Consider the following 22953-nt stretch of genomic DNA (forward strand, 5'->3'; position numbering starts at 1 on the left):
GAGCACGGAGGACAAGAACGGGTGATGCTCCCTGCGACCGTGACACAGACCGCTTCCGGCTGGGTACGTACGTTCGCATGACGCCCACCGCCACGTACCGGCTCCAGCTCCAGCCGGACTTCCCCTTCTCGGCCGCCGAAGACGCGGTGCCGTATCTCGCCGCGCTCGGTGTCTCCCATCTGCATCTGTCGCCCGTCCTGGAGGCCGTACCCGGTTCCCGGCACGGCTACGACGTCGTCGACCACAGCCGGGTCCGGGCCGAGCTGGGCGGTGAGGAGGGGCTGCGGCGGCTCGCCGCCACGGCCCGGGAGCACGGGCTCGGGCTGATCCTGGACATCGTGCCCAACCACATGGCGGCCGCGCCCCGCCACAACCGGGCACTGTGGGAGGTCCTGCGCGAGGGCCCGACGTCCCCGTACGCCCGCTGGTTCGACATCGACTGGACGGCGGACGGCGGCAAGGTGCTGCTGCCGGTCCTCGCCGGGCGCGTCGGCGATGAACTCGACGGGTTCTCGGTGGACGGGGACGTGCTGCGCCACGGCGAGCAGGAGTTCCCGCTGCGCGAGGGCACAGCGGCGCTGGCACTGCCCGAACTGCTGGACGCCCAGCACTACCGGCTCGGCTGGTGGCGGCTGGCGCGTACCGAGCTGAACTACCGGCGCTTCTTCACCGTGTCCGAGCTGATCGGGGTCCGCGTCGAGCACCCCGAGGTCTTCGACGCCACCCACGCCAAGGTGCTCGAACTGCTCCGGGAGGGCGTGCTCGACGGGCTGCGCGTCGACCACCCGGACGGGCTCGCCGACCCGGCGGCCTATCTGGAACGGCTCCACGGGGCCACCGACGGCCGGTGGACGGTGGTGGAGAAGATCCTCACCGGCTCCGAACCGCTGCCCGCGGGCTGGGCGGTCGCCGGGACGACGGGGTACGACGCGCTGCACCGGATCGACGGGCTGTTCACCGACCCGTCGGGCGCCGCGGAGCTGCTCGGCCGCTACCGGGACTTCGCGGTCCCGCCGGGCGACCGCGGCGGCTACTGGAAGGCCACCGTGCGCCGTGCCGCGTACCGCGTGGTGACCCATGAACTGGCCGCCGAGACCGCCTGGCTGACCCGGCTGGCGGTCTCGGTCTGCGCCGCGGACCCCGCCCTGCGCGACCATGCCCCGTGGGCGCTGCGCGCCGCCGTACGCGAACTGCTCGTCCGGATCCCGGTCTACCGCCCGTACGTCACGGCGGGCGGTCCGCTCACGGAGGTCGCCGCGTCGGCCCTTCCGGACGAGGCGGTGCGGGACGCGAAGGCGGTCTTCTCCGTGCCGGAGGAGGCGGCGGCCGTCGACGTGGTGCGGGACCTGGCGCTGGGACGGCTCGGCGCGGGGCCGGAACAGGCGGCGTTCTGCGCCAGGTTCGCGCAGACGGCGTCGGCCCTGCACGCCAAGTCGGTCGAGGACACCGCGTTCTACCGCTACGTCCCGCTGATCTCCGCGACCGAGGTGGGCGGCGATCCGGGGCAGCCCGCCGTGGCGCCCGAGGAGTTCCACGCGTTCTGCGCACGGCTGGCCCGGGACTGGCCGTCCACCGGCACGGTGCTGACCACCCACGACACCAAGCGCAGTGCGGACGTACGGGCCCGGATCGCGGTGCTCACGGAGTGCCCCGAGCGATGGTCCTCGCTGGTGGCGCAGCTGACGCGGGCGACGACGGTGGCGGCGCCGGACCCCCAGCTGGCCTGGCAGGCCTGGCAGTCGTCGTACGGCTGCGCGGTGCTGCCGGCCGGGGAGATGGCGGGGCGGCTGGAGCCGGCGCTGCTCAAAGCCGTGCGGGAGGCGGGACTCGTCACGAGCTGGACCGAGCCGGATCCGGGGTACGAACGGGCTGTGACGGACTTCGTCGCGGCCGGTCCGGGCAGCGCCACCGGGGCGGCGCGGACGCTGGTGACCCGGTTCGCGCGCACGCTCGGGCCGTTCGTGCGGGCCAATGTGCTGGGGGCGGCGCTGGTCCATCTGACGATGCCAGGGGTGCCCGATCTGTATCAGGGCACCGAGCGTGAGTACATCGCGCTGGTCGACCCGGACAACCGGCGGCCGTTCCGGCGCCCCGGCGGTGCTGCCGACGCCGCCGGCAGCACCGCCGACGGCACGGACGTCTCCGACGAGAAGGCGGCACTCACGGTGGCGGCGCTGGCGCTGCGGCGGGCGCGGCCGGAGGTGTTCGGGGAGTCGGGGACGTACGCCCCGCTGACCGCGCGCGGTTCGGCCGCCGCGCACTGTGTGGCGTTCTGCCGGTCGGGCGAGGTGGTCACGGCGGTGACCCGGCTGTCATTGCGGCTGGCGGAGGAGGGCGGCTGGCGGGGGACGGTGCTGGCCCTGCCGGACGCGGGTCCTTGGCAGGACGTCCTGTCGCCGGGCCGGGAGTTCTCCGGCGGCACGGTCGCGGTGGACGAGCTGTTCGCCGAGCGGCCGGTGGCGCTGCTCAGGAGGGCCGTACGAGAAGGGACCTCGGACCGCGGGTGAGCAGCCCGGCGCCGACGGGGCGGAAGCCGTCCGCCCAGCGGAGGCCGGGCATGGCGTCCAGCAGGGCACGCAGTCCGTACTCGGCTTCGAGGCGGCCCAGCACCACGGCGGGGCAGCCCGCGGGACCGGTGGTGAGACTGCCCGGGTCGGCGCGGAACGGGTCGAAGCGGTCGGGGGCGTCGAACCTGTCCGGGTCGCGGGCCGCCGCGCCGATCAGGCAGGCGACGGGCGCCCCGGCGGGGAGCGTGCCGCCGCTGACGCGGACGTCGGTGCGGGTGCGTCGCAGGACGATCTGGACGGGCGGATCGCGGCGCAGCGTCTCCGTCCAGGCCCGTGCGATCAGGCCGGGTTCGGCGCGTACGGCGGCCAGCAGGTCGGCGTCGTCCAGCAGATTGGCCAGGAACGAGGCGAGGGCCGTCTCGCGCAGGGCGGTGTGCCCGGCACAGTCGGTGGCGGTGGCGGCGGGGTGGGTGAGCCGTAGGTGGGGGGCGGTGCGTGGGAGCCGGATGAGGTCCGGCGCGGTGGGCCCGGCCGCGGCGGCCGCGGCACCGGCGGGGAGCCAGCGGCAGAACTCCTCGACCAGGTCGGCCTGTTGACGGCCCGCTATTCGGCGGGCGAGGACGTACGCGGTCCGCTCGACGGCCTTGCGGTGGGCGGCGCTCGCCCGCACCGCGGACCGCGGCGGTCCTTCGTCCCGGGAGGCGCAGCCGATGGCGCCCCGGCAGAGTCCGAGCGGGGCGGGGCCGCCGAGGGGCGCGCCGTCGTGCGGACAGCCGGCGAACCGGGGATCGGTGAGCGCGGCGGCCACATCGGCGTACCTGCTGAGCAGCCAGGCGCCGAGCTCCTCGTCGTAGCAGAGCGGGAAGTCCTCGCGCAGGACGCGGTAGAGCCGGAGCCGGTAGGGATCGGTGGCCGCGCCGGGCGAAAGGAGGCCGGGGGGCCCGCCCGGCCTCCTTGGGGCGCGGGCCGCGGGCAGGCGCTTGGGTCCGTCGACCGGCATCCGTACCCCCGGGGTCGGTGCGTCGCTGTCCGACGCGGGTGCCCTCAGCCGACCACCACCGGGGGCTCACCGCAGTGGGCGTACGACCGTTCGGGTGACGGGGCGGGGCGGGGTGTGGGGTGCCGAGGCGGGTGCTGGGATCGGGTGCGGGTGCGGGGTGCGGGGCCGGGACCAGGGGCCCGGCAGCTGGGTCAGGCCGGTGGCCGGGTCAGGCCGGTGGCCGGAGCGTCGGGGTGGTCAGCCGGAAACTCATCCGGCCGAAGCTCACCTGGTCCCCGTCGCGTACCGGGACCGATCCGACGAGGCGCTGGCCGTTGACGCATGTGCCGTTCGTCGAGCCGAGGTCGCGCAGCACCCACCGGCTGCCCTGCACGGTGAGTTCGGCGTGCAGCCGGGACACGGTCTCGTGGTTGAGCCGGAGTCCGTTGGCCGGATCGCGGCCGATGAGCAGCGGATGCGGGCCGGGCGCGGGCAGCAGCAGCTTCGGCAGCCGTTCGGTCTGCCAGGCCCGGCGCATCCGCCCCGGGAAGGCCGACAGACCGCCCACGGCCCGGACCAGGCTCTGGGTCCAGCGGCCGCCGGAGTCCAGGTCGGAGGTGAGCACCGCCAGTTCCTCGGGGCCGCGGGCGACGAGGGCCAGTTCCATGCGTCGCATGAAGGTGTCGTGGGAGAGCTTGCCCTGTGCGGCACCCTCTCTGAGCACGCCGAGGACACGGTCGCGCTGGGCGTCCGACAGCCGCGCGGGATACGTGTGGAACTCGAAGGAGGACGTCACAGAGTCGATTGTCGGGCCGACCGGCCCGGGGTGTCCAGAAGAACCCCGCTTTACTCGCCTGCTGACCTGCGGTGCTGCTGGCCGGAAGCCGTTGTTACTGTCTGCGGCCTACATGCCACGAGGAGACTTTGTGACCCTTGCACCACGGGAATTGACTGTTCGTCCGCTGGCGGGACCGCGGGAACTCGACCTGTTCCGCCGCCTGTCCTACGTCCTGGACCACGAGCTGGCGGACGACCTGGCCACCGGCCGCCGCCGCCCCGAGTGGATGTGGGTGGCCCTGCGCGGCGAACGCGTCGTGGCCCGTGCCGCCTGGTGGACCTCGGAGGAGGGCGGGCAGCCGCTGGCGCTGGACTTCTTCGACCTGGACGACACCCTGCCGGAGCCGGAGCGCGGCGAGATCGGGGAGCGGTTGCTGGGGGCGGCGACGGCGGCGGTCCTGCCGCCGGGCGCGGCGCGGCCCGAGTACGGCCGCTTCGTGCCGCCCGACTGGCACGAGGACCCGGCGGCGCGGGATGTCGTCGAGGCCCGGATCAGGGTGATGGAACGCACCGGCGCCCGGATGCTGGTGGAGCGGCTGCGTCTGGAGTGGCGGACCGGGACGCCGGTCCCCGAGGACCATGGCCGGCTGGTGTTCCGGCGGATCTCCGGGCGCGAGGATCTTGTCGCGCTGATGACGCCCGTGATGGAGGGCACCCTCGACGCGCACGGCCGGGCGGACCTGGCGTCCGGGCTGAGCGCCCGCGAGGCGGCGGAGAAGCACTACGACGAGGAACTGGCGGGCTACCGGAGCCCGCAGGACTGGTGGCGGGTGGCCGAGCTGCCCAGCGGTGAGCCGGTCGGATTCGTCATCCCGGCCCGCAACAACTACAACCCGATCATCGCGTACATCGGCGTCGTACCGGTGCACCGCGGGCACGGCTACATCGACGACATCCTCGCGGAGGGCACCCGGGTGCTCGCCGCGCAGGGCGTGGACCGGATCAGGGCTGCGACGGACCTCGACAATGTGCCGATGGCGAAGTCCTTCGAGCGCCTGGGGTACGTGAACTTCGAGCGCTCGTTCAACATGGTCTGGAACTGACGACAAGTTCGGGGACCGAGGGGCGGGACCACCGGCTCGCGGCTCCCGACGCCCCCGTCGTTAATCGGTGGACGGGCCGTCCGGCGCCGGGTTAGTGTCACCGCGCAACGTCGGACCCGATCGTGCGAAGTCGTGGAAGGAGGCGAGAAAAGTGCGTACGAGCAACAGCACCACCATCCGTAGCACCTCATTCCCGCGCTCCCGTCCCGTCCGCAGGGCGGTGTCGGACTCCGTCTGACCGGGCGCGCGGCGTTTCGTCCCCGGAGGACATTTCCATGACCGATCTGGTCATCCGCGCGCTCAGCGAGAGCGACGCCAAGCTTTTCGATTCCCTGCAGGACAGCGATCTTGTCGGCCGTGCCGCGTTCGGCCACCGGTACGCCACGGTGCTCAGCGGCGGTGAGTACCGCCCCGAGTGGACCTGGGTCGCCCTGCGCGACGGCACCGTGGTGGCCAGGGCCGCCTGGTGGGCGGGGCCCGAGGACACCGAGCCCGTCCTGCTGAACTGGTTCGACTTCGCGGACGGCGAGGACGAGGCGGGTGCCGAACTCCTGCGCCGCGCCCCGTTCCACGTCGAGTACGAACTGATCCTGCCCGCGGACTGGCGGGAGGTCCCCGCGGTCACGGCCGCCGCGGAGGCCCGGATCGCCGCCGCCACGGCGAGCGGCCTGAAGCCGCTGGTCGAGCGCTACCGCTATCTCTGGACCCCGGACGACGGCCTGCCCGAGCGCCCCGGGCGGCTCACCTTCCGTCCGGAGCCCGACGACGCCGTGATCCTGGAGGTCCTGCGCCGGGTCCACTCGGTCACGCTGGACGCCCACGCCCGTAAGGCGATCGAGGGGCCCGGCGGTCTTGAGGCGGCGGCCCAGGAGGAGCTGGACTTCTTCCACTGGTGCCCCTCGCCGCGTTCCTGGTGGCAGCTGGCGTACACGGCGGACGGCGCGGTGGCGGGCATCCACGTGCCCGCGCACAACCCGTCGGGGCCGTGCGTCGGCTTCATCGGGGTCGTCCCCGAGGCGCGTGGCCACGGCTACGGCTACGACCTGCTCGTGGAGTGCACGCACTTCCTGGCCGAGCGGGGCGCCGAGTTCATCGCGGGCGCGACCGACCGGGGGAACCTGCCGATGGCGGTCGCGTTCGCCCGCGCCGGTCATCGCATCACGCAGGAACGCGTCCATCTGGTGTGAGTCCCGACGGCCTCGCCGGCACGTCGGCCGACGAGGCACGGCAGTAGGCACTCGACGGGGCGCGGGGTAGCCGCTCGGCGGGGCCGTCACGTCCTCGCCGAGCGGTCCCGCCCGTACGCGGGACCCGCGTACGGCGGGACCCGCGTCGAGCCGTCGTCGGCCCCTGTTCAGCTCTTCTGTGCGCGGATCAGGTCGCGGTACCAGTCGTAGGACGCCTTCGGGGTCCGGCGCATCGTCTCGTAGTCGACGTGGACGAGCCCGAAGCGCTTGGCGACGCCCTCGGTCCATTCGATGTTGTCGGTGAGCGACCAGGTGAAGTAGCCGCGCACATCGATCCCCGTGTCGATGGCGGCGCGCAGGGCGGTGAGGTGGCCTTCGAGGTAGTCGATACGGCGGTGGTCGGCGAGGGGCTCGTCGATCGCGCAGCCGTTCTCCGTGATGTAGAGCGGCGGGAGCCGGTCGCCGAAGCGCTCGCGCAGCCGGGTGAGTGTCTCGCCCAGCCCTTCGGGGACGACGGGCCAGCCGAAGTCGGTCTTCTCGTAGCCCTCGATCTCCCGGATGCCGAAGGGGAGTTCGGCGGGCATGCCGAAGCCGGAGAAGGAGTCGAGGGCTTCCGGCTTGGGAGCACCGACGAGGGTGGGGTTGTAGTAGTTGACGCCGTACCAGTCGAGCGGCGCCGAGATGACTTTCAGGTCGTCCGCCACCGGGCCCGGCATCAGGGCCGCGAAGTTCTCGTCGGGGTAGCGGCCGGTGAGGATCGGATCGGCGAACAGCCAGTTGGTGAGCGTGTCGTACAGCTCCGCGCCGAAGCGGTCCTCCTCGCTGTCCCCGGCCGTCCAGACGGGGGCGTGCGAGAGGGCGGCGCCGATGTTGTCGGCGCCCGCCGCGCGCAGCGCGCGGACGGCGAGACCGTGGGCGAGCAGCTGGTGGTGGGCGGCGGGCAGCGCGTCGAAGAGGAGGGTGCGCCCGGGGGCGTGCTCGCCGAGCGCGTAGCCCAGCAGGGTGACTTCGGCGGGTTCGTTGATGGTGATCCACATGGGTACGCGGTCGGCGAGGCGTTCGGCGACGATGCCCGCGTACTCGGCGAAGCGGTAGGCGGTGTCCCGGTCGAGCCAGCCGCCCGCCTCGTCCAGGGGCAGCGGGGTGTCCCAGTGGTAGAGGGTGGGGGCCGGGGTGATGCCGTGGGCGCAGAGTTCGTCGACCAGCCGGTCGTAGAAGTCGAGCCCCTCCGGGTTGACCGCTCCGCTGCCTCCCGGCACGACGCGGGGCCAGCTGACGGAGAACCGGAAGGCGTCCGCCCCCAGCCCCGCGAGCAGGGCGACGTCCTCGCGGTAGCGCTCGTGGAAGCCGGTGCCGCGGGTGGTGTCGGTGCCGTCCTTGATCCGGCCCGGCAGCGCGGCGAAGGCGTCCCAGCCGGAGGGGCCCTTGCCGGCGGTGTCGACGGCCCCCTCGGTCTGAAAAGCGGAGGCAGAGGCTCCCCAGAGGAAGCCCGGAGGGAACATCGGGACGGTCATCTCGGCCTCCAGCAGCCGTACGTATGAGCAGAACCTGGCAGGGCAATGATCAGAACCAGACCCTAATCGCCAGTAACGGGCTCGCTCTAGTGTTCCGGGGCCGTGAGCGCGACTTCCGCCGATCATGGAGCCGCCTTCGGGCGACCTGTTCATGGACGAGGAGTGGTGAATGCAGTTCGAGGTATGGGCCCCGGATGCGGAGTCGGTCGAGCTCCGGCTGTCGAGCGCGGCGGCGGGAGCAGGTAAGGAAGCGGACGCCGGGGCAGGGGCGCGGCATGCCATGGAGCGCGATCCGGAGCGGGCGGGCTGGTGGCGGGCCGAGGCGGAAGCGGTGGACGGCGACCGCTACGGCTTCGCGGTGGACGGGGGCCCCGTGCTCCCCGATCCGCGATCCCGCCGTCAGCCGGACGGCCCGGACGGCATGAGCGCGGTCGTCGACCAGGAGGCGTACGTCTGGCGCAGCGGCTGGGCGGGGCGCGGACTGCCGGGTTCCGTCCTGTACGAGCTGCACATCGGTACGTACACCGACGCGGGGACCTTCGACGCCGCCGCCGAACGGCTCGGGCACCTCGCCGGACTGGGTGTCACCCATGTGTCGCTGATGCCCGTCTGTCCCTTCCCCGGCACCCATGGCTGGGGGTACGAAGGGGTGTCACTGTGGGCCGTGCACGAACCGTACGGCGGCCCGGCCGGGCTGAAGCGTTTTGTCGACACGGCGCACGAGCTGGGGCTCGGGGTGATCCTGGACGTGGTCCACAACCACCTCGGGCCGTCCGGCAACTACCTCCCTGCCTTCGGCCCGTACTTCACCGATACCCACCACACGCCCTGGGGCGCGGCGGTGAACCTCGACGCCCCGGGCTCGGACGAGGTCCGCGCGTACCTGCTGGGCAGCGCGCTCGCCTGGCTGCGGGACTACCGGCTCGACGGACTGCGCCTGGACGCGGTGCACGCGCTCGCCGATACCCGGGCGCTCACCTTCCTGGAGGAGCTGTCCTCGGCCGTCGACGCGCTCGCGTCGGAGGCCGGCCGGCCGCTCGCCCTGATCGCCGAGTCGGACCTCTGCGACCCGCGCACCACCACCCCGCGCGAGGCGGGCGGCATCGGGCTGCACGCCCAGTGGAACGACGACTTCCACCACGCCCTGCACACGGCGCTCACGGGCGAGTCCCAGGGCTACTACGCCGACTTCGCGCAGGCCCCGCTCGCCGCCCTGGCCAAGACGGTGACCAGCGGCTTCTTCCACAACGGAACGTATTCCAGCTTCCGGGGCCGTACGCACGGCCGCCCCGTCGACGTCACCCGGAGCGCGGCCCACCGCTTCGTCGGGTACGCCCAGACCCATGACCAGATCGGCAACCGGGCCCTGGGCGACCGGCTCGCCGCCGCCCTCTCCCCCGGCCTCCAGGCGTGCGCCGCGACCCTGGTGCTCACCGGCCCCTTCACCCCGATGCTGTTCATGGGCGAGGAGTGGGGGGCCCGTACGCCGTGGCAGTTCTTCACCGACCACACCGACCCCGCGCTCGCGCGAGCCGTACGCGACGGCAGACGGCGGGAGTTCACGGCACACGGCTGGACCGGGGAGGAGGTCCCCGACCCGCAGGACCCGGCGACCCGCGACCGCTCCTGCCTCGACTGGAGCGAGCCGGAGCGCGAGCCGCACGCGCGTGTACAGGCCTGGTACGTCGAACTGATCGCGCTGCGCCGGGCCATGTCCGACCTCCATGACCCGGACCTGGCCACGGTGAAGGTCGCGTACGACGAGAACGCCCGCTGGCTGGCGTACCGCAGGGGTGATCTGCGGATCGCGGTGAACCTGGCGGACAGGCCCGCCACGATCCCGCTGGGCGGCGGCCGCAACCGGGGCGGCGGCGCACGGGTACTGGCGGCCTGGGAACCGGTCCTGGCACCGGCCGCCGACGGCCTGCTGCACCTGCCGCCGGAGTCGTGCGTGGTACTGGCGGACGACTGAGGGGATCCGGGGCGGGCGCGACGCGGATGATCCGGGCAGACCCGTCGGTTCATGGTCCGCTCGGCCAACTTCGCGCGCATTCCCTTGTCTTCGCGTGCACTTCAACACCTAGCGTTTCACGTCGCGGGGGGGGGAACACACGGAGGGAACACTATGAAGCAGCGATACCTCGGCCGGTCCGGACTGCGGGTCAGTGAACTGTGCCTGGGGGCCATGACGTTCGGCCAGGACACCGACGAGGCGAGTGCGCATCGCGTCCTCGACACCTTCACCGGGGCGGGCGGCACGTTCATCGACACCGCCGACGTCTACCAGCGGGGCGTATCCGAGGAGATCATCGGCCGCTGGCTGAAGGGCCGCAGGCGCGACGATCTCGTCATCGCCACCAAGGTGTTCGGGACGATGGGCGAGGCGCCCAACGCGGGCGGGCTGAGCCGCAAGCACATCGTGGCGGCCGTGGAGGCGAGCCTGCGGCGGCTCGGCACGGACTACATCGACCTCTATCAGACCCATGTGTGGGACGCGACGACACCTCTTGAGGAGACCCTCGCCACGCTCGACACCCTGGTGAAGGCCGGGAAGGTGCGCTACCTCGGCGCGAGCAATGTCTCCGCCTCCCAGCTCCAGCGCGCGCAGGACCTGGCCGACCGCAACGGCTGGGAGCGCTACGTGAGCCTCCAGCCCCTCTACAACCTGCTCGCCCGCGAAGTGGAGTGGGAGCTCGTCCCGGTGAGCCGGGCGGAGGGGGTCGGCATCATTCCCTGGAGCCCGCTCCAGGGCGGATGGCTGACCGGGAAGTACCGGCGCGGCATGACGACCGCGGCCCCCGGCACCCGCGAGGCCCGCTACCAGGAGGAGTTGGGCCGTGAGGCATGGCGGGAGCGGGACAACGAGGAGACCTGGCGGGTCGTGGAGGCGCTGGTCGCGGTCGCGGAGGAGGCCGGGCACACCCCGGCGCAGGTGGCGCTGCGCTGGCTGCTCGGCCGGTCAACCGTCACCGCGCCGATCGTCGGCGCCCGCAACGCCGAGCAACTGACCGACAATCTCGGCGCGGTGGGATGGGAGCTGACGCCGGAGCAGACGGACCGGCTGGACACGGCGAGCGCCCGCCCGCTCCCCTACCCGTACGACGTGCTCCACCGCTTCCGGGACCGCGAGCCGCAGGACTGAGCGGCCGGCCGGACGGGGACTGCGGGAGCGGCGGGCCGGGTTCGGGGTGGCGGGGGAACGGCGGGCCGGTTTCGGGGGGCCGGTTTCGGGGGGCCGGTTTCGGGGGGCGGCCCGCCGTTCTCGATGCTGGGCGCGCTCGGTGCTACTCGACGATCGCCAGCTCGCGCGACGTCGTGTTCAGCCGTCGCCCGCCGTCCTCGGTGACCGTCACGATGTCCTCGATCCGGACGCCGAACCGGCCGGGGAGGTAGATGCCCGGCTCCACGGAGAAACACATGCCGGGGACCAGCGGCCGCTCCTCGCCCTCGATCATGTAGGGCGGTTCGTGGGTGGTGACCCCGATGCCGTGCCCGGTGCGGTGGATGAAGCGCTCGCCGTAGCCGAACTCGGTGATCACCGCCCGCGCCGCCCGGTCGATGTCCTGACAGGCGGCACCGGGGCGCACCGCGGCGCAGCCCGCCTTCTGCGCCTCCCGGACGATGTCGTGCACCCGCTGCTCCTCGGCGGTGGGTTCGCCGACATGGACCGTACGTGAGGTGTCGGAGCCGTAGCCGTGCTTGAGCCCGCCGAAGTCGAGGACCACCATGTCGCCGCGCTCGATGGTGCGGTCGCCCGCCTCGTGGTGCGGGTTGGCTCCGTTGGGCCCGGAGCCGACGACGGTGAAGTCGACCTGGGAGTGCCCGAACCGCTTGAGGAGAGCGGCCAGATCGGCGGCCACGTCGGTCTCCGTGCGGCCGGAGAAGCGCACCTTCAGGATCTCGCCGTACGTGGCGTCGGCGGCGGCGCCCGCCGCGGCGAGGCGGTCCAGCTCGTGCGCGTCCTTGACGGCGCGGAGCATCGGGAGGGCCTCTGTGAGGGAGGTGTAGGACGTGGTGGGGAGGATCTGCTGCAGGCCGAGCAGATGCATCGCCCAGGCGTTGTCGCTGATCCCGTACCGCCCACCGGTGTCCAGCAGCGGGGCGGTCACCTCGTACGGGTCCTTGCCGTCGGTCCAGTCGCGCAGGGTGAGGGCCGGGGCGCCGACGGCGTGTTCGGCGTCCGGCGCCTCCAGAGTCGGGACGACGAGGACCGGGTCCTGCCCCGCCTTGAGGACGAGGAGGGTGAGCCGTTCGGTGCTGACCGGCTGGTAGCCGGTGAGGTGGACCAGATCGGGGCCGGGCGCGACGAGGACACCGGCGAGCCCGGCGGCCTCGGCCGCCTCGGCGGCGCGGGTCATCCGGGCCCGGTAGTCGTCGGCGGTGAAGGGGACGGGCTGGTTCGGGCTGGACATGCGGGACCTCCTGGCGGCGCGGTGCGGCACACAGCATCCTGCCCGCCCGCCGGGTGCCGCGCTAGCGGGGTCGGAGCGTGGCACCCGGACCGGGCCGGGGCGCCGGGCGCAGCCGTACGAGGAGGTCGGCCCGGTCCCGGCCGCGGTCGACCAGGCGGGCGTTCGTCTCGTCGGAGCCGGCCACCCAGCGCTCGGCGTACGGGCGGGGCTTGCCGAACCGCACATGCCGCTCCACGAGTCTGCGTACCCGCTCCTCGGGGTCGAGGTCCAGGAACCACACCTCGTCGAGCAGCCCGCGCACCGGCGCCCATGCCTCGTCGTCGTGGAGGAGGTAGTTCCCCTCGGTGACGACCAGCGGGACGCCCGGCGGGACCGGCAGGGACCCGGCGACGGGCTCCTCCAGGGCGCGGTCGAAGGCGGGCGCGTAGACGGGCCCGGTGGCGTCGGGGTCGCGCAGGCGGCGCAGGAGCGCCGCGTACCCGGCGGCGTCGAAGGTGTCGGGGGCGCCCTTGCGGCCCGCGCGGCCGAGCCGGTCCAGTTCCGCTCGGGCGAGGTGGAAGCCGTCCATGGGGACGAGAACGGCGTGCCCTTCGAGTGCGTCCACGAGGTGCGCGGCCAGGGTGGACTTCCCGGCTCCGGGTGGTCCCGCGATGCCGAGGATGCGGCGGTGGCCGGGAACGGCGAGGCGCCCGGCGCGGGCCGTCAGCTCGGTGAGGTCGCTCGTGTCCATGCGGGAATTGTGCGGGGACGGGGAGCAGGAGCGTTAGTGTTACGTATAACTACCATGTCGCTCACCCGGAAGGAACCGTTCATGTCCCTCATCGCCCTGGTCACTCTGGTCGTCCACGACTACGACGAAGCGATCGGCTTCTACCGCGACGCCCTCGGGTTCGAGCTGGTGGAGGACACGGACCGGGGCGACGGCTCCCGCTGGGTGGTGGTGCGCCCGCGCGGCACCGCCGCCGGTACGGGCCTGCTGCTGGCCCGCGCCAAGGACGAGGCCCAGAGCGCGAGCGTGGGGGCGCAGACGGGTGGCCGGGTCGGGTTCTTCCTGCACACCGAGGACTTCACGGGCGACCATGCGCGGATGCGGGCGGCCGGGGTGCGGTTCCTGGAGGAGCCCCGGCACGAGGTGTACGGCTCGGTGGCGGTCTTCGAGGACCTGTACGGGAACCGCTGGGACCTGTTGCAGCCCGCGTGAGCCGGTGAGGACCTGCGTGAGCCGGTGGGGACCTGCGTAAAAGGTGGGACCGCGTGAGCCGACGTGAGCCCGCCTGAACGGCAGGGACCCGCTTGAACGGCAGGGACCCGCGCAAACCCGGCGGGGACCCGCGTGGGCCCACCGGGAACGCGCGCCTCAGTTCGTCCCCTTGCTCTCCAGGTACGCCAGTACCGCCAGCACCCGGCGGTGCACCGTACCGTCGTCCGGTTCCAGGCCGAGCTTGGCGAAGATCGAGCCGATGTGCTTGCTCACCGCGCGTTCACTGACGACCAGTTCGGCGGCGATCGTCGCGTTCGCCTGGCCCTGGGCCATGTGCTCCAGGACTTCGCGCTCCCGGGCGGTGAGGCTTTGGATGGGGCCCGCCGAGGACTTCCGGGTGAGCAGCTGGGAGACCACCTCCGGGTCGAGGGCGGTCCCTCCGGCCGCCACCCGCTCCAGGGCCTGGAGGAACTGGTCGACCCGGCCCACCCGGTCCTTGAGCAGATAGCCGATGCCCCGGGCGCCCTGGGAGAGCAGCTCGGCGGCGTACATCTCCTCGACGTACTGCGAGAGGACCAGGATCGGCAGGTCCGGCAGTTCGGCGCGGGCGGCGAGGGCGGCGCGCAGTCCCTCGTCGCGGAAGGACGGCGGCAGCCGTACGTCGAGCACGGCCACGTCCGGGCGGTGTTCGAGGAGTGCGGGCAGCACCTCGGGGCCCGCCGCCGCATCGGCCACCACCTCGTGGCCCGAGCTGGTGAGGAGGAGGATCAGCCCCTCCCTCAGCAGGGCGTTGTCCTCGGCGATCACAATCCGCACGGCAGCTCCACTTCGATGTCCGTCGGCCCCCCGATGGGGCTGCTGATCCGGGTGGTGCCGTCCAGGGCGGCGACCCGCCGCCGGATTCCCACCAGCCCGCTGCCGGCACGTTCGTTCGCGCCGCCGTGCCCATCGTCGCCGATGACCACCCGCAGGGTGTCGGGGCCCCGGTCGATCCGGACCCGCGCCGCCGTGGCACCACTGTGCTTGCTGATGTTGGTGAACGCCTCGGCGACCACGAAGTACGCCGCCGCCTCGATCGCGGCGGGCAGCCGCCGCCCGTCCTCGACGCTGTCCAGGTCCGCCTCGACGGGGACCGCCACATCGGCGGCCAACGCCCGTACCGCACCGGCCAGTCCGCGGTCCGTCAGGATGGGCGGGTGGATGCCGCGCACCACGTGCCGGAGCTCGGCGAGCGCCTCGTCGGCACCGTCCTGGGCCTCGTCCAGCCGGGTGCGGGCAGCGTCGGGATCGCGGTCGATGAGCTGCTTGGCCAGTCCGATCCGCATCGACAGGGCGACGATCCTGGCCTGCGCTCCGTCGTGCAGATCCCGTTCGATGCGACGCAGTTCGGCACCGTGGGCCGCGACGGCCCCGGCCCGGCTCTCGGTCAGCTGGGCGATCCGTTCGGAGAGCGTGTCGGACGGTGCGGAGGCGAGCAGGGACCGGGTCCAGGTCGCCGAAAGATCGGCGAGCACGGGGAACCAGCGCAGCACCCATCCGGGCCGTTCGGGCAACGGGGTGCCGTACTCGTCGGCCCTGCGCCGGTCCAGGAGGCGTGCGAGCGACAGCACGGCCCCGTCCACGAGCAGCGCGATCGGCCACAGCACCATCGTGAGGTAGCCCACGCCCATGCCCAGGAGGGTCTGCATGGGCAGCCACAGCACGTCGCGCCAGGTCGCGGAGTCGGTGAGCACGCGCCTGACCCGCTCGGACAGTTCCCCGCCGTCCAGCGGCAGATACTGCGTCGGCCGGAACGCGACACCGAGCCGGGCGGCCGCCCTGCGGCGCTCGAACTCGGCGAATCTGCGGAGCAGCTTGGCGGCCTCCGGCAGCGCGGGCAGCCCGATGATCACTGCGGCGAACATCAGGACGGCCACCACCAGGAACGCGCTCAGATAGGTGAGTATCGAGACGGCGATGCCGATGAAGAGATAGTGCGACGCTTCCCACGCACGCCGGATGGCGGCCGTCAGCGAGGCGGGATCGGAGCTCATGACAGGTCACGTTACGGGGGCCGGCCCACCGTGTGAGTGGGGCGGCCCCCCGACCGGGGGTGTAGCAGGCTGCACCCTCGGTCCGGTAGTGCGCACCCTCGCCGCCGGATCTTCCGCCGCATAGCGTTTATGCAGGTCAAGCGGTACGAGGAAGACGGAAAGAACGGTGAAGGCAACGGTGAACACGGTCATGACGACACAGGCGGCCGCGCTCAGCCTGGAGTCGGTGAGCCGACGCTACGGGCGACGTGGCAGCGGCCGGGAGGCGACGGCCCTGGACATGGTCAGCTGTGCGGTCCCGGTCGGCAGTTTCACCGCGGTGGTGGGTCCCTCGGGGTCGGGCAAGAGCACGTTCCTCCAGTGCGCGGCGGGGCTGGACCGGCCGACCTCGGGGACGGTACGGATCGGCGGCACCGATCTCGGCTCGCTCTCCGAGGCGGCGCTGACCCGGCTGCGCCGGGACCGGATCGGTTTCGTCTTCCAGTCGCACGCCCTCAACCTGGTGTCCTCGCTCTCCATCGAGGAGAACGTGGTGCTGCCGCTGGTGCTGGCGGGCGCCGATCCGGCCGGTACGGAGGTACTGGCCCGAGGCCGGAACCTGCTGGCCCGGGTCGGGCTGGCGGGGCGCGGCGGTGACGGACCCGCGACGCTTTCGGGCGGGCAGCAGCAGCGGGTGGCGGTGGCCAGGGCGCTGGTCACGGACCCGGACGTGATCTTCGCGGACGAGCCCACGGCGTCCCTGGACCCGGAGTCGGCGACGCTGGTGCTGGGGCTGTTGCGGGACGCGGTACGGGTCGACGGCCGGACGGTCGTCATGGTCACCCACGACCCCGTCGCGGCGAGCTGGGCGGACAACGTCCTGACGATGGACGGCGGGCGGCTGCGATGAACAGGGCCGTACACGACAGCGAAAGCACGGGCTCCCACGAGCCCGGGACCGCACATGACAGCGTGAACACGGGTTCCCATGGGCCCGCGACCGCGCGCGGCAGAAAGCGGTCGGGGCCGCGCGAGCCCGGGACCGCGCGCGACACGAGAACCGTGCGCGGCACGAGGACCGCGCGCGACAGGAGGAAGGACCCGCGCGATCCGCCGGCCGTACGGCACGGGTCGCGGCGGGCGTCCGCGTTCCTCGCCCGGCGCTCGCTGCCCGCCCATCGCCGGGCCTGGGCGGCGGTGATCGCGGCGACGGCCGCCGCGGCGGCGCTGATCGGCGCGTTCGCGTTCGTTCTCGGTTCGCTGCTGGTGGCCACGCCGCCGGTCGACCGGTACGCGGGCGCCGACGCGGTGGTGGCCGCCGACCAGAAGGTGTCGTACACCGCGAAGCCCTGGGGCAGTGAACCGAAGACCGCGACGGCGTACCTGTCGGAACGGGCCCGGCTCGACCGGTCCCTGCTGGCGAAGGCGGCAGGGGCCGACGGGGTCGCCCGTGCCGTCGCGGACGACTCCGTGCAGGTGACCGTGGGCGGCGGGACACCCGCGGTCGGCCGCTCCTGGCCCTCCGCGGTGCTGACCCCGTACGAGCTGACCGAGGGCCGGGCCCCGAAGGCCGCGACCGACGTGGTCCTGGACGCGGCGCTGGCACCGGCCGGAAGCGGGCCGGGCGACACGGTGAAGCTCCAGGTCGACGGGGCGGCCAAGCCCTACACCCTCACCGGTGTCGCCGACGCGGGACGCCGGGGCAAGGGCGCCCCGGCCGTGTTCTTCACCGAGCGGCGGCTGACCGCGCTCGCCGGGCATCCGAACACCGTCGACGCGATCGGGATCGTCGCGAAGGAGGGCGTCCCGGCCAATACCGTGCGGGACTCGGTGAACAGGGCGCTCCCCGAGCGTGCCGCCGCCGGTTCCGACCGCGCGGTGCGGGTCCTGACCGGTACGGAGCGGGGCGAGGCGGAGCAGTTGGGCGCGCTCGGCGGGCGCGGCGATCAGCTGGCCCTGCTGGGGTCGATCGGCGGCACCGTGCTGATGGTGGCGCTCCTGGTGATCGGCTCCACGCTGTCCCAGGCGATCCATCAGCGGTCCGGTGAACTGGCCCTGCTGCGGGCGGTCGGGGCGACGCCGCGCCAGCTCAGGTCGGCGATCGGCCGGGAGGCGGGCCGGGTGTCCGCCACCGCCGCGGTGCTGGGGGGCATCGGAGCCGTACCGCTGGGTCTCGCGATGCGGTCGCTGCTGACAACGGACGCGCTGCCGCTGCCGGTACCCGTGTGGCTGCCGGTCGCTGCGGCCGGGGCCGCCGCGCTGATCCTCACCGTGCTCGTACGGCCGGTGGCGATGCTGGCCGCCCGGGGCATCACGAAGCTGCGGCCCGCCGCGGCCCTGGGGGCGGCGAGCTCCCCCGAACCGAGCGAGCCGGGCCGCTTCCGTACGATCACCGGCCTGGTCCTGGTCTTCTCGGGAGTCGGTTCGGCCGGTCTCGCCACGTCGCAGAGCGGCCAGGCCGCGGCGGCCGCGGCGTCGGGCGCGGCGACCTCGCTGGTCATCGCGGTGGCGTTGCTGGGTCCGTGGATCGCGCGGATCGCGATGCGGGTGCTCGGCACTCCGGTACGCAAGGCCGGCGGGGTCTCCGGCTTCCTGGCCGCGCGGACCGCCTCCGCGCACACCCGGCGGCTCGGTGTGGCGCTCACCCCGATCGTGCTGGTGGTCGCCTTCGTCTGCGTACAACTGGCTGCCGGTACGACGATGGAGCGGGCAGCCGACCGGCAGGCCGCCGCCGCGCTGCGGGCGGACCTGGTGGCGACGGCGCCGGGCGGGCTGCCGGCCGGGGCGGCGCAAGCGGTCCGTGAAGCGCCGGGCGTCACGGCGGCGACGGGCGTGCTGCGCTCCAGCGTCGTCCTCACCCACCGCGAGGTCGGCGAACCGAAGCTGAGCAGCCTGCCCGTGCTGGGCGTGACGGCCTCCCAGCTGTCCGGCACCCTCGACCCCGAGGTCACGTCGGGCGACCTGGAGCGGCTCACCGGCCGGGGCGCGGTCGCGGTCGGCGCGGAGCGGGCGGACAGCCTCGATGTCGGCACCGGCGACACGGTGGAACTGCGGCTGGGGGACGGCACGAAGGCGAAGCTCCGGGTGGTCGCTGTGTACGAACGCTCCCTGGGTCTCGGCGAGTTCATGCTCCCGCGCGAGGCACTGGCCCCGCATGTCTCGGCGGCGCGCGACGCGAGTCTCCTGATCGGGACCGAACCGCATTCCGGTGCCGCGGCCTCCGCTGCCGTACGGAAGGCGCTGGCGCCGTACAGCGGGGTGCTGGTCCGGCCCGCGACGGCGAACGACGTACGGATCGCTCCGGCCGTGTCGGACGAGGACAACGCCATGGTCATCATCGGGGTGGGTGTGATCGGCGGCTTCGCGCTGCTGTCCGTGATCAGCACGCTCGCCCTGATCACGACCGGTCGGCGCGAAGAGTTCCGGCTGCTCCGGATGGTCGGTACGGGACGCGGGCAGCTGCGGCGGATGCTGGTGCTGGAGACCGGTCTGGTGACGGTCGCGGGGCTGGTGATCGGCACGGTGGTCGCGGCGGTCCCGCTCACCGCGTTCGCCGTGTCGGTGACGGGTTCGGCGCCGTACATGCCGCCCGCGCAGTACGGGGTGCTGGCGGCGGCGGTCACGGTGGCCGCGCTGGCGGCGACGGTGCTGCCGGGGTCGTCCGGTGGCCGCTTCGTCCTCAAGCGGCGCAAGGGCTGAGACCGGGGCGGAAGCGGGGGCTGCGGCTGCGGCTGCGGCTGCGGCTGCGGCTGCGGCTGCGGCTGCGGCTGCGGCTGCGGCTGCGGCGAAACGACGCGCACGGGCGCCGGGCGGGCTTGAGGTTCAGGCCGCCCGGCGCGCCGGCGTCTGCGACGCCCGTCAGGTGTCCCGGACCGACACCGCTCCCAGCGCGTCCAGGACCGGGCTGATCAGCGGGTGGCCCTCCGCCCCCTGCCGTACCGCGGCGAAGACGCGTCGCGTCGGGGCGCTGCCCTGTACGGGGCGGACGACCACCCCGCTCAGTTCCGTCCCCCGCAGCGCCGACCTCGGGACGAGTGCCACCCCGGCGCCCGCCCCGGCCAGCGCGACCACCGCGCGGAAGTCGTCCGAGGAGTGTTCGAGCATCGGCTCGAAACCGGCGAACTCACAGGCCAGGACCACCACATCGTGGCAGGGGTTGCCCGGGTACGGGCCGATCCACGGGTCCTTCGCGAGGTCGGCGACCGCCACCTGTTCCTGACCGGCCAGCCGGTGCCCCACCGGCAGCACCGCGTCGAACGGCTCCGAGTAGAGCGGCACCCGCGTCAGCCGCAGGTCGTCCTCGGCGGGCGCGCCCCGGTATTCGACGGCGACCGCCACATCGACCTGCCGGTCCAGCACCATCGGTACGCTCGCGTCGCCCTCGGCGTCCTGGACGCGGACCCGGATACCGGGGGCGGTGCGGGACAGCTCGCGGAGCGCGGGGGCCAGGACCAGGCCGATGCCGGTGGCGAACGCGGCGACCGTGACCGTACCGGCGACACCCGCGCTGTACGCGGCGAGTTCCGCCTCGGCCCGCTCCAGCTGGGCCAGCACCGCGTTGGTGTGGGTCAGCAGGATCTCCCCCGGCGCGGTGAGCCGCGCACCGCGCGCGCCGCGTTCGACGAGCCGGTGGCCGGTCTCCTGCTCCAGGGCGGCGAGCTGCTGGGAGACGGCGGAGGGCGTCAGATACAGCGCGGCGGCGGCTGCGGTCACCGTACGGTGGTCCGCCACCGCACGCAGGATTCGCAGCCGCCGTGCATCGATCATGCGCCTATTGTCCCAGGTCGCGTGGGACTTCCCGGACATCCCGAACCGGGCCCCGGGGGTGCGGACGCCACCGAGGCCCGACGCCCGGGCCATGAGCCCCGGCCCGGCGTCCCGGCCCGGGGCTCCGGTACCCCTACTCGCCGAGCGCCGCCCGCGCGTCGACGAACGCGTCCACGGCACGGTTCACGTCGTCGGTGGAGTGCGCCGCCGAGAGCTGGACGCGGATGCGGGCCGCGCCGTCGGGGACGACCGGGTACGAGAACCCGATCACGTACACACCGCGCTCCAGGAGCAGTTCCGCCATCCGGCCTGCCTTCGCCGCGTCCCCGATCATGACGGGGGCGATGGCGTGGTCGCCGGGCAGGATGTCGAAGCCCTCCTCGGTCATCCGGGTACGGAAGAGCGCGGTGTTGGCGTTCAGCTGCTCGCGCAGGTCACCGGCGGACTCCAGCAGGTCGATGACTTTGAGGGAGGCGGCGGCGATGACCGGGGCGAGGGAGTTGGAGAAGAGGTACGGGCGCGAGCGCTGGCGCAGCAGCGCGACGATCTCGGCGCGGGCCGCGACATAGCCGCCGGACGCACCGCCGAGCGCCTTGCCGAGGGTGCCCGTGATGATGTCGACGCGGTCCATGACGCCGTGCAGTTCGGGGGTGCCGCGCCCGCCGGGGCCGACGAAGCCGACGGCGTGCGAGTCGTCGACCATCACCATGGCGTCGTAGCGGTCGGCCAGGTCGCAGATCTCGCGCAGCGGGGCGACGTATCCGTCCATGGAGAACACGCCGTCGGTGACGACGAGCCGGCGACGGGCCCCGGACGCCTCCTTGAGCTGCTGCTCCAGGTCGGCCATGTCGCGGTTGGCGTAGCGGAAGCGCTTGGCCTTGGAGAGGCGGATGCCGTCGATGATCGAGGCGTGGTTGAGGGCGTCGGAGATGACCGCGTCCTCGGGGCCGAGCAGGGTCTCGAACACGCCGCCGTTGGCGTCGAAGCAGGAGGAGTAGAGGATCGTGTCCTCCTGGCCGAGGAACGACGAAAGCCGCTGCTCCAGCTCCTTGTGGACCTCCTGGGTGCCGCAGATGAAGCGGACCGAGGCCAGCCCGTAGCCCCAGCGGTCCAGCGCCTCGTGGGCGGCGGCGACGACCTCGGGGTGGTCGGCGAGGCCCAGGTAGTTGTTGGCGCAGAAGTTGAGCACCTCACCGGGACGGCCGCCGGAGGTGACGGCCACGGTGGCGGACTGCGGGGTGCCGATCACGCGCTCGGGCTTGTGCAGCCCGGCGGCCCTGATCTCGTCGAGGGTGGTGCGCAGGTCGTCGCGTACGGAGTCGAACATGCGTGAGTCCTTAGGGTTCAGGAGGTCCAGTCGAGGATGACCTTGCCGCCGAGACCGCTCGCGGCGTCGTCGAAGGCCGCTTCGAAGTCGCGGTAGTCGTACCGTCCGGTGATCACGGGGGCGAGGTCGAGACCGCCCTCCAGCAGTACGGACATGGCGTACCAGGTCTCGTACATCTCCCGGCCGTAGATGCCCTTGATCGTGATCATCGAGGTGACGACGCGGGACCAGTCGACGGCGAACTCCTCGGACGGCAGTCCGAGCATCGCGATCCGGCCGCCGTGCGTCATGTTCGCGATCATGTCGCGCATCGCCTCGGGGCGGCCGGACATCTCCAGTCCGATGTCGAAGCCCTCCCGCAGTCCGAGGTGGCGCTGCCCGTCGGCGACGGTCTCCTCGCCGACGTTGAGGGCCAGGCTGACACCGACCTTGCGGGCCAGTTCCAGGCGGGCCTCGCTGACGTCGGTGATGACGACGTTGCGGGCGCCGGCATGCCGGGCGACGGCCGCGGCCATGATCCCGATGGGGCCCGCGCCGGTGATCAGGACGTCCTCGCCGACCAGCGGGAAGGACAGCGCGGTGTGCACCGCGTTGCCGAACGGGTCGAAGATCGCGGCGATGTCCAGGTCGACGGGGACCCGGTGCACCCACACGTTGGCGGCGGGCAGCGCGACGTACTCGGCGAACGCCCCGTCGCGGCCGACGCCGAGCCCGAGGGTGGAGCGGCAGAGGTGGCGGCGTCCGGCGAGACAGTTGCGGCACTTCCCGCAGACCAGGTGGCCCTCGCCGCTCACCAGGTCGCCGACCTTGATGTCGGCGACGTCGGCGCCGAGCTCGGCGACCTCGCCGACGAACTCGTGGCCCAGGACGAGCGGGGTGCGCACCGCCTGCTGCGCCCAGCCGTCGTAGGCCCGGATGTGCAGGTCGGTGCCGCAGATGCCGGTACGCAGGACCTTGATGAGTACGTCGCCCGGGCCGATCTCCGGCTCCGGAACGTCCATCAGCCACAGACCGGGCTCGGCCTTCTGCTTCACGAGTGCCTTCACGGCTGCGGCTCCCTGCACGTGGTACGCGGTGGTGGATGCCCCGGGCCGGGGCAGCATCGAGGCAGCCTGCGGCCCGGGGAGGTCGAGAGGGACGGCGGAGCGGCGCTGGGCCGGACACGGA

18 protein-coding genes are annotated in these 22953 nt (G+C 73.2%); 8 read left to right on the forward strand and 10 right to left on the reverse strand.

Going from position 1 to position 22953, the window contains the following annotated elements; genetic code table 11:
* Positions 1-77: 77 nt before the first annotated feature.
* A complete protein-coding gene (gene treY / locus OG413_RS35335; protein WP_266812670.1) occupies positions 78-2507 on the forward strand; it encodes a malto-oligosyltrehalose synthase in 2430 nt (809 codons plus the stop codon).
* Here treY and OG413_RS35340 read toward each other — a convergent pair.
* Positions 2467-3507: a cytochrome P450 gene (locus OG413_RS35340; protein ID WP_266812671.1), complete on the reverse strand. Its 1041-nt coding sequence runs from the start codon at positions 3505-3507 to the stop codon at positions 2467-2469. The genes treY and OG413_RS35340 overlap by 41 nt on opposite strands.
* 208 nt (positions 3508-3715) lie before the next feature.
* On the reverse strand, positions 3716-4282 hold the full coding sequence (locus OG413_RS35345) for a DUF1707 and FHA domain-containing protein (protein ID WP_266812672.1): 567 nt from the start codon (positions 4280-4282) through the stop codon (positions 3716-3718).
* Positions 4283-4412: 130 nt separating this feature from the next.
* Here OG413_RS35345 and OG413_RS35350 point away from each other — a divergent pair, with 130 nt between their 5' ends.
* Positions 4413-5366 carry a GNAT family N-acetyltransferase gene (locus OG413_RS35350; RefSeq protein ID WP_266812673.1) on the forward strand — a complete coding sequence of 318 codons (954 nt, stop codon included), beginning with the start codon at positions 4413-4415 and terminating at the stop codon, positions 5364-5366.
* Between the two features lie 275 nt (positions 5367-5641).
* Entirely contained in the window at positions 5642-6553 is a 912-nt protein-coding gene (locus OG413_RS35355; RefSeq protein WP_266812674.1) for a GNAT family N-acetyltransferase, read from the forward strand.
* A gap of 167 nt (positions 6554-6720) precedes the next feature.
* Here OG413_RS35355 and OG413_RS35360 read toward each other — a convergent pair whose 3' ends face one another.
* The gene (locus tag OG413_RS35360) at positions 6721-8067 is read right to left on the reverse strand and encodes a GH1 family beta-glucosidase (protein WP_266812675.1); all 1347 of its coding nucleotides are present in this window, start codon (positions 8065-8067) and stop codon (positions 6721-6723) included.
* 169 nt (positions 8068-8236) lie between these two features.
* On the opposite strand from OG413_RS35360, the gene treZ reads away from it, so the two are divergent.
* Together treZ and OG413_RS35370 are read left to right on the forward strand one after the other, a co-directional pair.
* The gene (gene treZ / locus OG413_RS35365; protein ID WP_266812677.1) at positions 8237-10039 is read left to right on the forward strand and encodes a malto-oligosyltrehalose trehalohydrolase; all 1803 of its coding nucleotides are present in this window, start codon (positions 8237-8239) and stop codon (positions 10037-10039) included.
* Positions 10040-10192: 153 nt separating this feature from the next.
* Entirely contained in the window at positions 10193-11209 is a 1017-nt protein-coding gene (locus OG413_RS35370; protein WP_266812678.1) for an aldo/keto reductase, read from the forward strand.
* A gap of 142 nt (positions 11210-11351) precedes the next feature.
* On the opposite strand, the gene OG413_RS35375 is transcribed toward OG413_RS35370, so the two are convergent.
* Both OG413_RS35375 and OG413_RS35380 read right to left on the reverse strand, forming a co-directional pair.
* Positions 11352-12479: an aminopeptidase P family protein gene (locus OG413_RS35375; RefSeq protein ID WP_266812679.1), complete on the reverse strand. Its 1128-nt coding sequence runs from the start codon at positions 12477-12479 to the stop codon at positions 11352-11354.
* A gap of 61 nt (positions 12480-12540) precedes the next feature.
* Positions 12541-13209: a nucleoside/nucleotide kinase family protein gene (locus OG413_RS35380; protein WP_266812681.1), complete on the reverse strand. Its 669-nt coding sequence runs from the start codon at positions 13207-13209 to the stop codon at positions 12541-12543.
* Positions 13210-13290: 81 nt separating this feature from the next.
* On the opposite strand from OG413_RS35380, the gene OG413_RS35385 reads away from it, so the two are divergent.
* Positions 13291-13680 (forward strand): VOC family protein, encoded by a 390-nt coding sequence (locus OG413_RS35385; RefSeq protein WP_266812682.1) that lies wholly within the window; start codon positions 13291-13293, stop codon positions 13678-13680.
* A 156-nt stretch (positions 13681-13836) separates the two neighbouring features.
* Here the strand turns inward: OG413_RS35385 and OG413_RS35390 are convergent, their stop codons facing one another.
* Both OG413_RS35390 and OG413_RS35395 read right to left on the reverse strand, forming a co-directional pair.
* Positions 13837-14496, reverse strand: coding sequence for a response regulator transcription factor (locus OG413_RS35390; protein WP_266812684.1), 660 nt, complete (start codon positions 14494-14496; stop codon positions 13837-13839).
* Complete coding sequence (locus OG413_RS35395) at positions 14484-15713, reverse strand: sensor histidine kinase (protein ID WP_266812686.1); 1230 nt, start codon at positions 15711-15713, stop codon at positions 14484-14486. Before OG413_RS35395 ends, OG413_RS35390 begins: the two co-directional genes overlap by 13 nt.
* 190 nt (positions 15714-15903) lie before the next feature.
* Here OG413_RS35395 and OG413_RS35400 point away from each other — a divergent pair, with 190 nt between their 5' ends.
* On the forward strand, positions 15904-16602 hold the full coding sequence (locus OG413_RS35400; protein ID WP_266812688.1) for an ABC transporter ATP-binding protein: 699 nt from the start codon (positions 15904-15906) through the stop codon (positions 16600-16602).
* A 152-nt stretch (positions 16603-16754) separates the two neighbouring features.
* The gene (locus tag OG413_RS35405; protein WP_266812690.1) at positions 16755-19391 is read left to right on the forward strand and encodes an ABC transporter permease; all 2637 of its coding nucleotides are present in this window, start codon (positions 16755-16757) and stop codon (positions 19389-19391) included.
* A gap of 159 nt (positions 19392-19550) precedes the next feature.
* Here the strand turns inward: OG413_RS35405 and OG413_RS35410 are convergent, their stop codons facing one another.
* The 3 genes from OG413_RS35410 to tdh all read right to left on the reverse strand — a co-directional run bounded on the left by OG413_RS35410 (position 19551) and on the right by tdh (position 22832).
* Complete coding sequence (locus OG413_RS35410; RefSeq protein WP_266812692.1) at positions 19551-20459, reverse strand: LysR family transcriptional regulator; 909 nt, start codon at positions 20457-20459, stop codon at positions 19551-19553.
* 133 nt (positions 20460-20592) lie between these two features.
* Positions 20593-21786 carry a glycine C-acetyltransferase gene (locus tag OG413_RS35415; RefSeq protein ID WP_073719135.1) on the reverse strand — a complete coding sequence of 398 codons (1194 nt, stop codon included), beginning with the start codon at positions 21784-21786 and terminating at the stop codon, positions 20593-20595.
* Between the two features lie 17 nt (positions 21787-21803).
* Complete coding sequence (gene tdh / locus OG413_RS35420) at positions 21804-22832, reverse strand: L-threonine 3-dehydrogenase (protein ID WP_266812694.1); 1029 nt, start codon at positions 22830-22832, stop codon at positions 21804-21806.
* Positions 22833-22953: the final 121 nt, after the last annotated feature.

Origin of the sequence: Streptomyces sp. NBC_01433 (genome assembly GCF_026340105.1) — a bacterium.
Lineage (GTDB): Bacteria > Actinomycetota > Actinomycetes > Streptomycetales > Streptomycetaceae > Streptomyces.

Excerpts from the sequence above, each read along its gene's own strand:
- OG413_RS35360 (WP_266812675.1), bottom strand. The coding sequence starts at position 8,067 with ATGACCGTCCCGATGTTCCCTCCGGGCTTCCTCTGGGGAGCCTCTGCC.
- OG413_RS35410 (WP_266812692.1), bottom strand. The coding sequence starts at position 20,459 with ATGATCGATGCACGGCGGCTGCGAATCCTGCGTGCGGTGGCGGACCAC.
- OG413_RS35340 (WP_266812671.1), bottom strand. The coding sequence starts at position 3,507 with ATGCCGGTCGACGGACCCAAGCGCCTGCCCGCGGCCCGCGCCCCAAGG.
- OG413_RS35380 (WP_266812681.1), bottom strand. The coding sequence starts at position 13,209 with ATGGACACGAGCGACCTCACCGAGCTGACGGCCCGCGCCGGGCGCCTC.
- OG413_RS35385 (WP_266812682.1), top strand. The coding sequence starts at position 13,291 with ATGTCCCTCATCGCCCTGGTCACTCTGGTCGTCCACGACTACGACGAA.
- treZ (WP_266812677.1), top strand. The coding sequence starts at position 8,237 with ATGCAGTTCGAGGTATGGGCCCCGGATGCGGAGTCGGTCGAGCTCCGG.
- OG413_RS35400 (WP_266812688.1), top strand. The coding sequence starts at position 15,904 with ATGACGACACAGGCGGCCGCGCTCAGCCTGGAGTCGGTGAGCCGACGC.
- OG413_RS35370 (WP_266812678.1), top strand. The coding sequence starts at position 10,193 with ATGAAGCAGCGATACCTCGGCCGGTCCGGACTGCGGGTCAGTGAACTG.
- OG413_RS35415 (WP_073719135.1), bottom strand. The coding sequence starts at position 21,786 with ATGTTCGACTCCGTACGCGACGACCTGCGCACCACCCTCGACGAGATC.
- OG413_RS35355 (WP_266812674.1), top strand. The coding sequence starts at position 5,642 with ATGACCGATCTGGTCATCCGCGCGCTCAGCGAGAGCGACGCCAAGCTT.
- OG413_RS35375 (WP_266812679.1), bottom strand. The coding sequence starts at position 12,479 with ATGTCCAGCCCGAACCAGCCCGTCCCCTTCACCGCCGACGACTACCGG.
- treY (WP_266812670.1), top strand. The coding sequence starts at position 78 with ATGACGCCCACCGCCACGTACCGGCTCCAGCTCCAGCCGGACTTCCCC.
- OG413_RS35395 (WP_266812686.1), bottom strand. The coding sequence starts at position 15,713 with ATGAGCTCCGATCCCGCCTCGCTGACGGCCGCCATCCGGCGTGCGTGG.